The organism is Lutibacter sp. A80 (assembly GCF_022429645.1).
Lineage (GTDB): Bacteria > Bacteroidota > Bacteroidia > Flavobacteriales > Flavobacteriaceae > Lutibacter.
Genome location: NZ_CP092480.1, coordinates 1 through 16,083, shown reverse-complemented (window position 1 = coordinate 16,083; position 16,083 = coordinate 1). Strand labels below are relative to the sequence as shown.

General features: G+C 29.1%; 16 protein-coding genes. 10 read left to right on the top strand and 6 right to left on the bottom strand.

The annotated features are described in order from the left end of the window. Positions 1-40 precede the first annotated feature (40 nt). The 4 genes from MHL31_RS00080 to MHL31_RS00065 all read left to right on the top strand — a co-directional run bounded on the left by MHL31_RS00080 (position 41) and on the right by MHL31_RS00065 (position 3,239). Complete coding sequence (locus MHL31_RS00080; protein WP_240227056.1) at positions 41-793, top strand: 5'-nucleotidase C-terminal domain-containing protein; 753 nt, start codon at positions 41-43, stop codon at positions 791-793. A 27-nt stretch (positions 794-820) separates the two neighbouring features. After that, the gene (locus tag MHL31_RS00075) at positions 821-1,735 is read left to right on the top strand and encodes a bifunctional UDP-sugar hydrolase/5'-nucleotidase (RefSeq protein ID WP_240227055.1); all 915 of its coding nucleotides are present in this window, start codon (positions 821-823) and stop codon (positions 1,733-1,735) included. An 18-nt stretch (positions 1,736-1,753) separates the two neighbouring features. Then, on the top strand, positions 1,754-2,794 hold the full coding sequence (locus tag MHL31_RS00070; protein ID WP_240227054.1) for a GMP reductase: 1,041 nt from the start codon (positions 1,754-1,756) through the stop codon (positions 2,792-2,794). A gap of 61 nt (positions 2,795-2,855) precedes the next feature. Continuing rightward, positions 2,856-3,239 (top strand): DoxX family protein, encoded by a 384-nt coding sequence (locus MHL31_RS00065; RefSeq protein ID WP_240227053.1) that lies wholly within the window; start codon positions 2,856-2,858, stop codon positions 3,237-3,239. Here the strand turns inward: MHL31_RS00065 and MHL31_RS00060 are convergent. Then, the gene (locus tag MHL31_RS00060) at positions 3,236-3,892 is read right to left on the bottom strand and encodes a lysoplasmalogenase (RefSeq protein WP_240227052.1); all 657 of its coding nucleotides are present in this window, start codon (positions 3,890-3,892) and stop codon (positions 3,236-3,238) included. The two genes, MHL31_RS00065 and MHL31_RS00060, sit on opposite strands and share 4 nt — an antisense overlap. Positions 3,893-4,363: 471 nt before the next feature. Between MHL31_RS00060 and MHL31_RS00055 the strand changes: the two genes are divergently transcribed. Both MHL31_RS00055 and MHL31_RS00050 read left to right on the top strand, forming a co-directional pair. After that, entirely contained in the window at positions 4,364-5,551 is a 1,188-nt protein-coding gene (locus tag MHL31_RS00055; protein WP_240227051.1) for a Gfo/Idh/MocA family protein, read from the top strand. A gap of 157 nt (positions 5,552-5,708) precedes the next feature. Next, positions 5,709-6,362: a Crp/Fnr family transcriptional regulator gene (locus MHL31_RS00050; RefSeq protein WP_240227050.1), complete on the top strand. Its 654-nt coding sequence runs from the start codon at positions 5,709-5,711 to the stop codon at positions 6,360-6,362. Between the two features lie 76 nt (positions 6,363-6,438). Here MHL31_RS00050 and ligA read toward each other — a convergent pair whose 3' ends face one another. Together ligA and MHL31_RS00040 are read right to left on the bottom strand one after the other, a co-directional pair. Beyond that, entirely contained in the window at positions 6,439-8,442 is a 2,004-nt protein-coding gene (ligA, locus tag MHL31_RS00045; protein WP_240227049.1) for an NAD-dependent DNA ligase LigA, read from the bottom strand. 230 nt (positions 8,443-8,672) lie between these two features. Continuing rightward, a complete protein-coding gene (locus tag MHL31_RS00040) occupies positions 8,673-10,082 on the bottom strand; it encodes a trypsin-like peptidase domain-containing protein (RefSeq protein ID WP_240227048.1) in 1,410 nt (469 codons plus the stop codon). Between the two features lie 163 nt (positions 10,083-10,245). Here MHL31_RS00040 and dapF point away from each other — a divergent pair, with 163 nt between their 5' ends. From dapF to MHL31_RS00020, 4 genes are all read left to right on the top strand, one after another. Continuing rightward, positions 10,246-11,025 carry a diaminopimelate epimerase gene (gene dapF / locus MHL31_RS00035; protein WP_240227047.1) on the top strand — a complete coding sequence of 260 codons (780 nt, stop codon included), beginning with the start codon at positions 10,246-10,248 and terminating at the stop codon, positions 11,023-11,025. After that, positions 11,025-11,546, top strand: coding sequence for a GNAT family N-acetyltransferase (locus MHL31_RS00030; protein WP_240227046.1), 522 nt, complete (start codon positions 11,025-11,027; stop codon positions 11,544-11,546). Before dapF ends, MHL31_RS00030 begins: the two co-directional genes overlap by 1 nt. A gap of 1 nt (position 11,547) precedes the next feature. Beyond that, positions 11,548-12,582, top strand: a complete 1,035-nt coding sequence (gene mltG / locus MHL31_RS00025) for an endolytic transglycosylase MltG (protein ID WP_240227045.1) — start codon at positions 11,548-11,550, stop codon at positions 12,580-12,582. A gap of 203 nt (positions 12,583-12,785) precedes the next feature. After that, positions 12,786-13,418, top strand: a complete 633-nt coding sequence (locus tag MHL31_RS00020; RefSeq protein ID WP_240227044.1) for a peptidoglycan-binding protein LysM — start codon at positions 12,786-12,788, stop codon at positions 13,416-13,418. A 58-nt stretch (positions 13,419-13,476) separates the two neighbouring features. Here the strand turns inward: MHL31_RS00020 and MHL31_RS00015 are convergent, their stop codons facing one another. The 3 genes from MHL31_RS00015 to dnaA are packed head-to-tail and all read right to left on the bottom strand — an operon-like array spanning position 13,477 to position 16,083. Next, positions 13,477-14,193: an SAM-dependent methyltransferase gene (locus MHL31_RS00015; RefSeq protein ID WP_240227043.1), complete on the bottom strand. Its 717-nt coding sequence runs from the start codon at positions 14,191-14,193 to the stop codon at positions 13,477-13,479. After that, positions 14,194-14,646 carry a low molecular weight protein-tyrosine-phosphatase gene (locus MHL31_RS00010; RefSeq protein ID WP_240227042.1) on the bottom strand — a complete coding sequence of 151 codons (453 nt, stop codon included), beginning with the start codon at positions 14,644-14,646 and terminating at the stop codon, positions 14,194-14,196. A gap of 9 nt (positions 14,647-14,655) precedes the next feature. Beyond that, positions 14,656-16,083, bottom strand: a complete 1,428-nt coding sequence (gene dnaA, locus MHL31_RS00005; protein WP_240227041.1) for a chromosomal replication initiator protein DnaA — start codon at positions 16,081-16,083, stop codon at positions 14,656-14,658.

Here is a 16,083-nt window from a genome sequence, read left to right as displayed (position 1 = left end):
TTGAATCACAAAATTAATTAAAATCATTAGTATTTCAACAATGAAAAGTTTTATTATTTCATTATTTACAATTCTAGCACTTACTAGTTGTAAAAATGAACCACAACAGCTGGTTAAAATAGAGGGAAAATTACTACCAATTGACCAAAATATTAAACCTGTAAAAGAAATTAACGATTTTATTGAGCCCTATAAACAAAAAGTTGCTGCAGAAATGAATACAGTACTTTCGTACACAGCAATAGACTTGGTAAGAACTGACAGTGAACTTGAAAGTACATTAGGTAATTTAATGGCAGATTTATGCTACCAAAGATCTAATCCTGTTTTTAATTCTAGAACAACTAAAAATATAGATTTTGCTATGTTTAACTATGGTGGAATTAGAGCTGGAATTACTAAAGGAGATGTTAAAATGGAAAATGCATTTAACTTAATGCCCTTTGAAAATGGTTTGGTTGCTGTAGAACTAACCGCTGATAAAATTAAAGAACTTGTAGCATATTTAATTAAAAGCAACAAAGCACATCCTGTTTCTAAAAACTTTAATTTAGCAATTACTAAGAACGGATATTCACTTAAAATTAATAACAAACCTTTACAAAACGACAAAACTTATTTTGTTTTAACATCAGACTACCTTCAAAATGGAGGAGATAGTATGAACTTTTTTAAAAATCCAGTTTCAATTACCAATATAGACTATAAACTTAGAAATGCCATAATAGATTATTTTAAAGAAACCGATACTCTTAAAACCAGTTTAGACGGAAGATTTAGAGTAGAAAAATAATTTAAAATAATAAAAATTAGCAATAAAATGAAAAGAAGAAATTTTATACAGCAATCAACAGCAGCAACAGCTTTTTTAACATTAGGTGGCTTATCTTTACAGTCTTTTTCAAAAAACACAGAAAAGCACATTACTATACTACACACAAATGATACCCATAGCCATATAGAACCTTTTCCTAGCGATCACTATAAAACACCTAATCAAGGAGGTGTTGCTAGACGTGCTACTTTAATTGAAAATATTAGAAAAGAAAACCCCAACACCTTATTATTAGATGCTGGAGATATTTTTCAAGGAACTCCTTTTTTTAATTTTTATGGAGGCGAATTGGAATTCAAACTAATGAGCATGCTTAAATATGATGCCGCAACAATTGGAAATCACGATTTTGACAATAGCATTGATGGCTTATTAGCTCAATTACCACATGCAAAATTCGATTTTTTATCTGCTAACTACAATTTTAAAAATACCGTTTTAGATGGCTTTGTAGAACCTTATAAAGTATTTATTAAAGACGACATAAAAATTGGTATTTTTGGTTTAGGTGTTAAACTAGAAGGTTTAGTAGATCCTAGAATGTATAAAGAAACTAAATACCTAGATCCTATTGAAATAGCACAAGATATGACTCGCATTTTAAAAGATGAACAACACTGTGATTTGGTAATTTGCCTATCGCATCTAGGATATTTTTACAAAAACAATCCTGAAATTGTAAGTGATTTAGTGTTAGCATCTAAAACAAAAGATATCGACCTAATTATTGGTGGACATACACACACATTTTTACCTAAACCAACAATAACCAAAAACAGTATTGGAGAAAATGTATTGGTAAATCAAGTTGGATGTTATGGTTTAAACGTTGGGAGGATCGATTTTTATTTCGACAGTGATGCAACTAAAATTAGTAAAGGAAAAAGTATAATTGTATAAAAAGCATATAAAAGAAACATGAGAATTGAAACAGGTTTAAAATTAGGGTTTAAAGATGTAATGATTCGTCCAAAAAGATCAACACTTAGCTCTAGATCACAAGTATCTTTGGACAGAACATTTACTTTTTTACATAGCAACCACACATGGACTGGTGTACCAATAATGGCTGCAAATATGGATACTGTTGGTACTTTTGAAATGGCTTTAGAACTTGCCAAACACAAAATATTTACAGCTATACATAAACACTATACAATACAAGAATGGGATGATTTTATAAAATCTATTCCTTCTGATTTTATTGATTATTTTGCTGTTAGTACAGGAACCGGAAAACCCGATTCAATAAAACTTGAAACTATTTTAAACAAACACACTCAAATAAAATTTATTTGTATTGATGTAGCTAATGGATATTCCGAACACTTTGTAGATTTTGTACAACAAACCCGAAAAAAATATCCAAACAAAGTTATTATGGCAGGTAATGTTGTAACCGGTGAAATGGTTGAAGAATTATTATTAGCAGGTGCAGATATTATAAAAGTTGGTATTGGACCTGGTTCTGTTTGTACAACTCGTGTAAAAACAGGTGTAGGCTACCCACAACTTTCAGCAATTATTGAATGTGCTGATGCTGCACATGGTATGGGCGGACAAATTGTTTCTGATGGTGGTTGTAAAATACCTGGAGATATAGCAAAAGCATTTGGAGGTGGAGCAGATTTTGTAATGCTCGGCGGTATGCTTGCTGGACATACAGAAAGCGGTGGAAAAACCATAGAAGTTAATGGTGAAAAATACAAACAATTTTACGGAATGAGCTCAGAAACAGCTATGAATAAACATGTTGGTGGTGTAGCAAATTACAGAGCTTCTGAAGGAAAAACTGTTGAAATACCTTATAGAGGCCCTGTTGAAAAAACAGTACAAGATTTTCTTGGCGGATTGCGCTCTACATGTACTTATGTAGGAGCTAGTAAATTAAAAGAATTAACTAAACGAACTACTTTTATTAGAGTTCAAGAACAACATAATCAGGTTTTTTCGAAATAAATTAAACCTAAATACGTAATAAATAAAAACTTTCTCGTCTAAAAGAGAAAGTTTTTTATTTATGAATTCTAAAATATTTCTAGTTATAAGAATTATTATCGCTATAATTCTAATTCAAACACTTCGTTTTAAATTTACTGCACATCCAGACAGCGTTTATATTTTTTCGGAAATTGGATTAGAACCTTACGGTCGCATTGGTATTGGTATATTAGAACTTATAGCTTCAATTTTAATTTTAATACCAAAAACTATTTGGGCAGGTAGCTTACTAACAATTGGAATAATTGGAGGTGCGGTTATTATGCACTTAACTCAACTTGGTATTGAAATAAATAATGATGGTGGTCAGCTATTTTACATGGCAGTTATAGTATTTATTTTAAGTACTTTAACCTTATGGAATCAGCGCAAAAAATTACCAATAATTGGAAATAAGTTTTAAGAAGTTCTTTTTCCATCCAATTCCATTGAACGGTAAATTAAATATTGTGCAGAAACATAAGTAACCATTACTATAATTTGATATATATGTGTGCCCTCATAAAATTTATTAATTGCTAAAACCGCATCTGAAACTATAAAAATTATAGATCCTACTAACATAAATACAGCTTTTTTACTTTTTTCATTCAAATAATCTAACATTGAAACCATTCCAAAAACTGCAATAGTAAACGCATAGATCACTACAGGAATCATTAATTCATTTAAATAGTCTTTCAAAAAAAATAACAATCCTAAAACTACTATTGTAAATGGAGTTATTGCTTTAAAAACTCTAATCATCGAAGCTTTTTTAATGCGTTTTACCACAATTCCAATATATATAAGGTGTGCAATTAAAAAAGAGCCCAATCCAAATTTAAATACCACATCACCTGAATACAGTAAGAAAACATCTCCCAAAAAAGAAAAAATTAAAGCTAACACGTACCATCTATTTTTGATATCAACAGTATGTGAATACAAAAATAAAAGCGACAATAAAATAAATGGTTTAAACAGAAATACTAAACTATCAATTTTAAAAATAATTCCAATAATATCTATAAATGAAATTAAAAAGAATAAAAAAGTAAGCTTAAAATTATGCATACATATTAAAAATTAATTACGCTATAAACATTCAAATATAATTGACTTATAACAAACAAAACTCATTGTTTAAAAAATAAATAAGCATTTAAATATATAATTTTAACTATCCAAAATTTAATAAACAAAATTTCTATTCAATATTACCATTAAAAAATCAAGAATCAAAACACTTGATTTCAATAATTATAAATCTTAAAAAAAATACACAACAAATAACAGCAAAAACTACTTAAAAAACGTAAATAAAAATTCAAAACTCCTTTAAATAATTTAAACAAATACTTAAATTTGTAGATATTGGCAAAACATTATCTTATAATTTTTGAATCAAATTTTGATTACTATTTTACTTAAAACAAACATTTAAAATCAAAAATAATGGATAACAAAAAAAGCAACAATATTTTTATAAATAAATGATTATTCCTGATAAATTAAGAATTTTCGGGAAAAAATTAAACATAAATTATGAATAGACGAAAATTTTTAGAAAAAAGTAGCCTTGCAACAGCAGCTGTATTAACCTCAAGCACAGTACTTGGAAACATGGATTATAATTTCAATAAAGAAATAAAAATAGGAGTTATTGGAACTGGAGCTAGAGGCTGTGGCTTAATTTCAATTATTAATAAAATTGAAAATTTAAATGTTACTGCTATTTCCGATATCCTTCCCTTTAGATTACAAAATGGATTAGATAGAACTAACGGTACTGCAAAAACCTATTCTGATTATAAACAGTTATTAAATGATAAAAATATTGATGCTATTTTAATTTCAGTGACTTTCAGTGAGCACCATAAAATTGCTATGGATGCTATAAAAGCAGGAAAACATGTGTACTGCGAAAAAACAATGGTAAAAGGTTATGATGGAATTTTAGAGCTTTCAAAAAAAGTTAAAAACTCAAATATCATTTTTCAAACCGGACATCAATACCATAGCAGTAGATTATACACCCACGTAGTAGATTTAATTAAAAACGGTAAAGTAGGTAAAATAACATCTTTTCAATGCCAATGGAACAGAAACGGTAATTGGAGAAGACCTGTACCAGATCCTTCATTAGAGAAAGCAATTAACTGGAGAATGTATAAAGAGTTTTCTGGAGGACTTACAGCTGAATTATCTTCACACCAAATAGATTTTGTTAATTGGGTCTTAGAAGCTACACCTGAAAAAGTTATGGGAATGGGCGGTGTTAATTACTGGAAAGACGGTAGAGAAACTTTTGATAACACACATTTAATTTATAATTATCCAAATGGTGTAAAAGCTAGCTTTACTTGCCTAACAAGTAATGCAAAAGACGGCTATCAAATAAAAGTATTAGGAGATAAAGGAACTATTACACTTGGCACTGGAAAAGCTTGGTTTTCTTCTGAAGAAAAACAGAAAAGTAAATTAAAAGATGTAGATGGTGTTTCAGGAGCTACAGCGCAAATACAACATAATAATTATGGCGAACCTATTAATATTGAACATAAAAATCCTACTCAACAAGCTTTATTAGATTTTAGAGATAATATTTTAAATAATACAACTCCTCTTTCTAATGTAATTACTGGAGGAAAAACAGCAATTTGTGTTCAGATGGGGATTGAGGCCATGCATAAAAATGAAATTATTTATTGGAAACCTGAATTTAACATTTAAAAACATATTATAAATTTTAATTTATAAAAACTGCACTGTTACTCTTTTTTTAGACTAAAGAACAATCCCACAATTAAACTTTACCTTTGAGTAACAAGTGTAGTTTTTTTATGCTCTTTTTTTTTGTAAATTTGAGTATCAACTTTGATTTTACAAAATGACTACTGATAAAGATATCCTCAAAGACAAATTAAATGATTATTACTCAACTATTTTTGAAAAAGAATTAATTGATGAAATAATTGAAACAGGAATTTTAAGAACAATTGACAGTCACGAATTACTAATTGACATTGGTGATAGAATGACTCATATTCCACTAATATTAAGTGGTGCCGTTAAAATAATTCGAGAAGATGATAATGGTGATGAAATTGCGCTCTATTTTTTAGAAAAAGGAGACACTTGCGCTATTTCGTTTGTAAACTGTATTCACAAAACCAAAAGTATGTTTAGAGGTATTACTGAAAAACATACAGAAAGTATTTTTATACCCGTTGATAAAATTGATAATTGGCTTGTTAAATACGAAAGTTGGAGACGTTTTATTATAGATAGTTACCATATGCGTTTGATTGAAATGGTGCAATCTATAGATAGTTTAGCTTTTAAAAAACTAGACGATAGGCTATTAAAATATTTAACTGACAAAGTTAAAATAATGAATACCAATATCTTAAAAATAACACATCAAGAAATTGCAGCCGACCTAAATACTTCTAGAGTTGTTGTTTCTAGACTTTTAAAAATACTTGAAAATGAAGGAAAAATTAAAATTAGACGTAATAGAATTATTATAGACCATATTTAAGTTTGCTATAAACTAAATTTTTAATTTTGTTTACTATCAAACAATTTCGAGTATCGTTAAGTAGATTTTACAAAAATTAAGATATCATCTCTAAATAATCATTCTCTGAAATAATTGGAATCCCTAAAGTTTCTGCTTTAGCTAATTTACTGGGCCCCATATTTTCACCTGCAATTATATAAGAAGTCTTTTTTGAAATTGAACCAGACACCTTACCTCCATTATCCTCAATAGATTTTTTAAGTTCATTTCTATTAAAAATTGTAAAGACTCCAGAAACAACAAATATTTCACCTTCTAAAATTGTAGTTATATTTAATTGAGATTCTGCAGACATTTCCAATTGTACTCCATACATTTTTAAACGTGACACCAACTGAATATTTACTAAATTTGATGAAAAACCTATAACACTCTGTGCTATTCTATCACCTATTTCATCAACAGCAATTAATTCATTAAAAGAAGCCTTCATTAAAGCATCAATAGATTTAAAGTGCTTTGCTAATTTTTTGGCAACTGTTTCTCCTACATATCTTATACCTAAAGCAAATAACACCTTTTCAAAAGGAATTTGTTTTGACTTTTCAATACCTTCAATAATATTTTGTGCTGATTTTTCAGCCATTCTTTCCAATGGAATAATTTGAGCTATATTCAACTCATACAAATCAGCGTAATTATAAATCAAACCTTCTTTATATAGCAATTCAATAGTTTCAGCACCTATTCCATCAATATTCATTGCTTTTCTACTAATAAAATGCTGAATTCGACTTGTTATTTGAGTTGGACAACCATATTCGTTTGGACAATAATGTTTAGCATCTCCTTCACTTCTAACCAATTCTGTATTACAATCTGGACAATGTGTAATATAAGTAGTTGGTTGAGAATTATTAGGCCTTTTCGCTAAATCTACACCAATAATTTTTGGGATAATTTCCCCTCCTTTTTCAACATAAACGGTGTCTCCTACCCTAATATCTAATTTTTCAATTTGATCTGCATTGTGTAACGAAGCTCTTTTAACAATAGTTCCTGCAAGTTGTACTGGTTCTAGATTTGCAACTGGAGTTATTGCTCCTGTTCTACCTACTTGGTATGTAATTTCGTTCAAAACAGTACTTACTTGTTCTGCCTTAAATTTATACGCAATTGCCCAACGTGGTGATTTGGCAGTATACCCTAATTCATCTTGCTGTGCTAAAGAGTTAACTTTAACAACTATACCATCGGTTTCATAAGGCAAATTAAAACGCTCTGTATTCCATTTTTCTATAAAATCAAAAACCTGATCTATAGAGCTACAAACTTCAATTGCTTTTGGCACTTTAAAACCTAATTCTCTTGCAAACTCTAAAGTTTCAAAATGAGTTTGTTTAATGTGTTTATCTGAAACAACAGTATATAATAAACAATCTAACGGTCGCTTAGCAACTTCTCCACTGTCTTGTAATTTTAAACTTCCACTTGCTGTATTTCTTGGATTTCTATATGGTTCTTCTCCAATATCAATTCGCTCTTCGTTCATTTTATTAAATCCATCCAAAGGCAAAATTATTTCACCTCTAATTTCAAAAGAAGTGTCAAAACTTTGATTTAAAACTAATGGAATAGATTTTATTGTTCTAATATTTGCTGTTACTTCATCTCCTTCAAAACCATCTCCTCGTGTTACAGCACTTTCTAATTTTCCATTATTATATGTTAAATTTATAGAGGCTCCATCGTATTTTAATTCACAAGTATATTCAACGGCATCAGTACCCAATACTTTTTTTATTCTCTTTTCCCAATCTTCTAAATCTTCTTTTGAATAAGAATTGGATAAAGAATACATTCTATTTTTATGAACAACAGTATTAAAATTTTTAGTGATTGCACCACCAACGCGCTGAGTTGGAGAATTAGAATCAAATAAATCTGGATTTTCAGCTTCTAGCTTTTCTAATTCTTTTAATTTTATATCAAAATCATAATCAGAAATTTCAGGAGCATCTAATACATAATAGTTGTAATTATGCATTCTCAATTCCTCTCTAAGCGCTTCTATTAGTTGTTTCGTTGTTTTTGACATCTCGAATAAAATATTGGCTAAAAGTAATCATATTTTTTAAGATTCTTTAGTGTTTAAAACTGCTTTAATTTTAAAAAGCTGAGTTCCTGAAATTTATATTATTAAATTTCAAAAATAAAACTAAATATAATTCTTTTACATTTTAAGGTTACATATCTAACTATAATTAAAATAAAAAGCTGACTAAAAAAGTTACTTTTTAGCCAGCTTTAAATAAATCAACTAAACAATTATTTAAATATATATCGCTCTGTTTCTCCTTCTAAATTTAACATTTCAATTCTTAAAACTTGTCCACTAGTTTTGGTTGAAATAATTGAATTTAGATTATCTACAGAGTACACTTTCTCGCCATTAATTGCTGTAATAATATAGCCTGATTTTACACCATAATACAACAATTCCTCATTGGTAATATCAACAACTTTAACACCATTATCAATATTTAGTTTTTTTAATTCTTCAGCTTCTATGTTTTTTAATTCTAAACCTAAAGAACTTACTTTACTAATTTCATTTTTACTTAAAACTACATTTGTTTTATTTTCTTCACCGTTTCTAATAAAAGTCACTTCAATACTGTCATTTGGCCTTTTAGTATTTAAAAAACCTGTTAAATCTGCAAACGAAGTAATTTTAACACCATCTACATTAATAATTATATCGTCTTTTTCCAATCCAGCTTTTGCAGCTCCTGAACCATCAATTACACTAGAGATATAAAATCCTTCAGAAACATCAATATCTAAATTTTCCGCAACCTTTCCATTAAGTTCACCTCCTTTAACACCTAAAACTGCTTTTTGCACATTTCCAAACTCCATTAAATCTTCAATAACTTTTTTTGCAATATTAGAAGGTACTGCAAACGAATACCCTATAAAAGAACCCGTTCTAGAAGAAATTGCTGTATTTATTCCAATAAGTTCTCCACGTGTATTAACCAATGCTCCTCCACTATTTCCTGGATTTACAGCGGCATCTGTTTGAATAAACGAATCTGTAACCACTCCATTACCATGTAAATCTCTTCCTTTTGCACTAATAATTCCTGCGGTAACAGTTGAAGTTAAATTATAAGGATTTCCAACAGCTAGAACCCACTCACCTACCTTAACAGCATCGGAATTTGCAAAAGTTATATATGGTAAATTATTTTCTTTAATTTTTAACAATGCAATATCATTTGTTGCATCAGACCCAATTAACTCTGCTTTATATACTTTTTTATTATTTAAGGTAACTTCTATCTCTGTAGCATCTTTAACCACATGATTATTTGTAATTATATAACCATCTGAAGAAAAAATAACACCACTTCCTGTACCAACTTGAGAATATTGTTTAGTACCACTTCCTTGTCCATAAAAGAATTCTGCAAAAGGATCTCTAACTGTTTTATAAGATGTATTTTTTACATGCACAACAGCATTTAATGTTTTTTCAGCCGCAACTGTAAAATCTGTTTCCTCTATAGCATCACCCATAGACCTTGTATAATTTGCTGCAACTGTAACAGGACCTTCCTCAATTGATTTTTCAATTACCATTTGCGGCTTTTCTATAAATAATTTATATGTGCCGAGCGTTAATGCTCCACCTAAAGCCGAAAACAACACAATGCTTAATATTTTTTTCATTTTTATATAATTTTATTTATTTAACATTCAAATTTAAAACTTTATTATATTCGAAAAATAGCTTTAACGCTACATTAACGCTCATTTAACCAATTTTAACATTTTTGCTTACAACAATATTTTTGCTATTAAAAACTACTTTGAATTTACTACATTTGCAGCAATGAAAATACATTTTTACAAATATCAAGGAGCTGGAAACGATTTTATAATGGTTGATAATAGAGACCTAAGTTTCCCTAAAAAAAACACACAACTAATTAATAAACTGTGTGATAGACGCTTTGGAATTGGAGCAGACGGACTTATATTGTTAGAGCCTTCAGATAATGAAGATTTTACTATGGTATATTTTAATGCAGACGGAAACGAAGGTAGTATGTGTGGTAATGGAGGTAGATGTATAGTTGCTTTTGCAAAACAACTGGCCGTAATTAACAACAAAACTACTTTTAATGCTGTTGACGGTTTACATTTTGCAACAATAGAAAATGAAATTGTTAGTCTTAAAATGATTGATGTAACTGAAGTTGAAGTTTCTAATGAATATGCTTTTTTAAATACTGGATCACCACACCATGTTTCTTTTACCGAAAATATTTCAGATTTAAATGTAAAAGAAGTTGGTGCTAAAATTAGATATGGCGCTCCATATTTTGAAACAGGAACAAATGTAAATTTTACTGAAAAAACAGCTACAGATGCTTTTAAAGTTAGAACTTACGAACGTGGTGTTGAAGATGAAACTTTAGCCTGTGGAACTGGAGTTACTGCCGTGGCAATAGCAGCACATAAAACAAATAAAACAAATGCTACTAATATAAAAGTTGAAGTGTTAGGCGGTAACTTAGAAGTATCTTTTGAAAAAATAGGAAATTCTTATACGAATGTATTCTTAAAAGGACCTGCACAATTTGTTTTTGAAGGTAACATCTCTTTATAATGGCTATTTTATCTGGAAAACATATAAATTTACGAGCCTTAGAACCCACAGATCTAGAATTTTTGTTTTCTACCGAAAATAACGAAGATTTTTGGGAAGTTAGCAGCACACAACTTCCTTTCTCTAAATATATTTTACAACAATATATTGAAAATGCGCATCAAGATATTTATGAAGCTAAACAATATAGATTTGTAATTTGCAATGAAAAAGATACTCCTATTGGCTTAATAGACTTATTTGATTTTGATCCACAACATAGAAGAGTTGGTATTGGAATTATTATACTTCCTAAATACCAAAACAAAGGATATGCTTCTGATGCTCTTGAAATGGTTATAGAATATGCTTTTACTTATTTAAGTGTACATCAAATTTATGCAAACATTATGTCAACAAACTTAAAAAGTATTGCATTATTTGAAAAAAATAATTTTAAAAAAGTTGGCATCAAAAAAGATTGGCTATATTCAAATTCAAGTTATAAAGACGAGATTTTATACCAATTAATAAACAGTTAAAATGAATTTAAAAAAAGGTATCTTATTAATTATCGGAGTATTGTTTATAATTGGAAGCTTTTTAGCTTATAGTTATTACGCTAAAATATATAATACTAACACCGTTAAAGAAGGGTATTTATACATACCTACTAATAGTAAATTTAACGATGTTGAAAATTTAATACGTCCTTTTTTAAAAAGAGTAAAACCATTTACTTGGGTTGCTTCAAAAAAAAATTACCCTAACACTATTAAACCGGGAAAGTATAAAATTACCAAAGGAATGAATAATAATGATTTGGTAAATTTATTAAGAAGTGGCAAACAAACACCTATTAAATTATCTTTTAATAACCAAGATACTTTTGAAAAATTAGCTGGTAGAATTTCTCAACAAATTGAAGCAGACTCAATTTCGCTACTCAATAGTTTTAAGGACAGTGCTTTTTATACTGAAAATGGATTTTCTAAAACCACAGCATTAGGAATGTATATTCCAAACACCTATGAGTTTTATTGGAATACATCAGCTCAATCATTTAGAAAGAAAATGCTAAATGAATACCATAAATTTTGGAATAACGACAGATTAGAAAAAGCTAAAAAACTAAATTTAACTCCTAATGAAGTTATCACTTTAGCTTCAATAGTTCAAAAGGAAACCGCTAATATAAGTGAACGTCCAACGGTAGCTGGTTTATATTTAAATAGATTAAGAAATAAATGGCCACTTCAAGCTGATCCAACAATAATATTTGCTTTAAAAGCTAAATTAGGTGAAGAAACTGTTATTAAAAGAGTTTTAAAAAAGGACTTAGAAATAAACTCTCCTTATAATACATACAAAAACAACGGTTTACCTCCAGGGTTAATTGGTATGCCAGACATAACTTCTATTAAAGCAGTATTAAACGCAAAAAAACACAACTATTACTACATGTGTGCAAGTGTAACCAACATTGGAAGCCATGAATTTGCGAAAACGTTATCACAACATAACAGAAATGCGTTTAAGTACCAACTTTGGTTAAACAAGCAAGGTGTAAATCGATAGCTAGCAAGCGGTTTTACTAGGCTCAATTATATTCTTCTCAATAAAAATACTATATCAATTTATTAAATTTAATAATTCATTCTATTTTTTAAATATTGTTAAAACTTTATTAAAAAAAATAATTTTCACGTATTTATTTGCGTTATTAAAAATATGTTATAAATTTGCACCCCGAAATTTACAAGGATTAAAACCTTTAAATTATGAGAAAAATAATAGTATTTTTAAGTTTAATTAGTATTATTGTTATAGCGTCAGCCTTTACAGAAGATACTAATAACACAGAAAAAACTAGAACCATAGAAGCAGAAACAGCGATTAGCTCTGTACCTACCGAACAAGAAGCCCTTTTATCTTTAGAACTAAGTGTAAAAATTCCTTTTATAGGGAATTCTTTTAACGGATTTAGAGAAGCAGTTGCTTTTAAAGAGTCTCAAGGTAGATATCACGTTGTAAACTCATTAGGTTATCTAGGAAAATACCAATTTGGTAGAACAACATTAGAGCGATTTAAAATCTACAATACACATAACTTTCTAAACACTCCTGAATTACAAGAAGATGCGTTTGTAGCGTTGTGTTCTTTAAATAAATGGATTTTAAGAAAAGACATTAAAAGAAGTGTTGGGAAAAAAATAAATGGTGTTGTAATTACAGAATCTGGAATTTTAGCTGCAGCACACTTATCTGGAGCTGGTAATGTTAAAAAATATTTAAGAAGCCATGGTAGAACTACCTTTAAAGATGCTTTTGGATCTTCTATTCAACATTATTTAAGACAATTTTCAGGGTATGATACTTCATTTATTGAAGCGAACAAAAAACCAAGTGTTTAAAAACATATTGATTTAATTAAAAAGCGCTTAGAGAATTATTATTCTTTAAGCGCTTTTTTTAATCTTTATGAATTATAAAAATGGTAGGTTTTTTATGTAAATCTGGATGCTCCTTTTTCCAGCCTTGTATCTCAAGAGTTCTTATATACTCATCTTCTAAGGTAATATTACAAGCAATACATAATTTTGCAGTTGGAGTTAACGTACTTTTTAAATCTGCAAACATTTTATCATTTCTATATGGAGTTTCTATAAATATTTGTGATTGATTTTTTTCTTTCGATAACCTCTCTAACTGTTTAATAGCTCTTTTCCTTTCTGAAGTATCAATAGGTAAATACCCATTAAAAGCAAAATTTTGCCCATTAAAGCCTGAAGCCATCATTGCTAATACAATAGATGAAGGTCCCACTAACGGAACAACTCTTATATTTTTTTCGTGTGCTAATTTTACAATTTCAGCACCTGGATCTGCAATTGCAGGAACTCCAGCCTCGGAAAGTAACCCTACAGAGGTACCGCTTTCGCATACATCTAAATAACTTCTAACCTCTAATTGATCGGCGTACTTATCTAACTTTAAAATTGTTAAAGAAGGTTGTGATTTTCTAGGTGTAATTCGTTTAATAAATCTACGTGCTGTTTTTTCATTTTCTACAATAAAAATATCTAACACCTCAATTATTTTCTTTACTGAAAGAGGAAGAACTTCTAAAGGCTCATTATCACCTAAAGTAGTAGGAATTAAATACAATTTACCTTTTTGATCGCTCATCTAATTTATTTTTTTTGCTATTACTTCGCAAGCTTCATTTAACATCTTATATACATTTTTAAATCCAAACTCCCCTCCATAGTAAGGATCTGGAACATCTAAATTTTCATTAGGAAAAACTTCATTTAAAATTAACTTAACCTTAGATTTTTCCTGACTATTTTTAGCTAAAGAAATAACATTTTTATAATTTGAATTATCCATTACATAAATAATATCAAACAATTCAAAATCATTTACATTAAATTTTCTTGCTTTTTGATCTGTAATATCAATACCGTTTAAATTGGCTATAGCAATAGATCGTGTATCTGGCTGCTCACCAACATGGTACGCTCCTGTTCCAGCAGAATCAACAAAAACCTTAGAACCAATTACTTTGGATTTTAAAATTCCTTCTGCTAATGGAGAGCGGCAAATATTACCTAAACAAACCATTAATACTCTAGTCATTTTAGTTATTTAAAAAGTAAGTTTTTTTGTTAAATCGTCAACATATCTTCTAAACTGCTTATCGGTTTCTGTTAAATTATCAACAGTTTTACAAGCATGAAGAACAGTTGCATGGTCTCTTTTTCCAATTTGAGAGCCAATACTAGCCAATGAAGCTTTGGTCATTCTTTTAGCAAAATACATTGCTAGCTGACGCGCTTGTACAATATGGCGTTTTCTAGTTTTAGATTGTAACGTAGCAACATCTAATTCAAAATAATTAGAAACCACTTTTTGAATATAATCTATAGAAACTTCTCTTCTTGTATTTTTTACAAACTTATCTACAATTTGTTTAGTTAAAGATAATGTAAACTCTTTTCTATTAAAAGAAGCTTGCGCAATCATAGAGATTAACACTCCTTCTAATTCTCTAACATTTGATTTGATATGTTTAGCTATATATTGAACAATTTCAGCTGGCATTTCAACACCATCTCTGTACAATTTATTTTCTAAAATAGAAACTCTTGTTTCATAATCAGGTGCTTGTAATTCAGCTGACAAACCCCATTTAAAACGAGAAAGTAAACGCTGTTCAATATCTTGCATATCTACAGGCGCTTTATCTGAAGTTAAAATAACCTGTTTTCCATTTTGATGTAAATGATTGAAAATATGGAAGAAAACATCTTGTGTTCCTGTTTTACCAGACAAAAACTGAACATCATCAATTATTAATACATCTATCATTTGGTAGAAATGAATAAAATCATTTCTTGTATTTCCTTTTACGGAATCTATATATTGTTGTGTAAATTTTTCAGATGAAATATACAAAACTGTTTTATCTGGATACTTATCTTTTATTTCTACACCAATCGCATGCGCAATATGAGTTTTTCCTAAACCTACACCTCCATAAACCAATAACGGATTAAAAGATGTTCCTCCAGGCTTATTTGCCACTGCCATACTAGCTGAACGTGCTAAACGGTTTGAATCTCCTTCAACAAAACTTTGAAAATTATAGTTTGGATTTAACTGAGATTCAATTTTTACCTTTTGAATACCTGGAATAATAAAAGGATTTTTTAGTTCACGCTTATCAAAATCTATTGGAACCGTAACTCCTTGCGGATTCATCGGGTTTCTGTTTGAACTCGGAAATTTTACAGTATGTGGATTATTACTACTGTAATTATTTTCCATGCGTACATCATAAATCAACTTAGCATCTTCACCTAGTTGTTTTACCAATGCAACTCTTAACAATTTAATGTAATGTTCCTCTAACCACTCGTAAAAAAATTTACTTGGCACCTGAATCGTTAAAGCCTCACCTGATAATTTTATAGGCTTAATTGGCTCAAACCAAGTCTTGTAAGCTTGCTGCTTTATGTTATCTTGTATAAAAGATAAACATTCTGTCCAAACTGATGTTGCAGTTTTACTCAT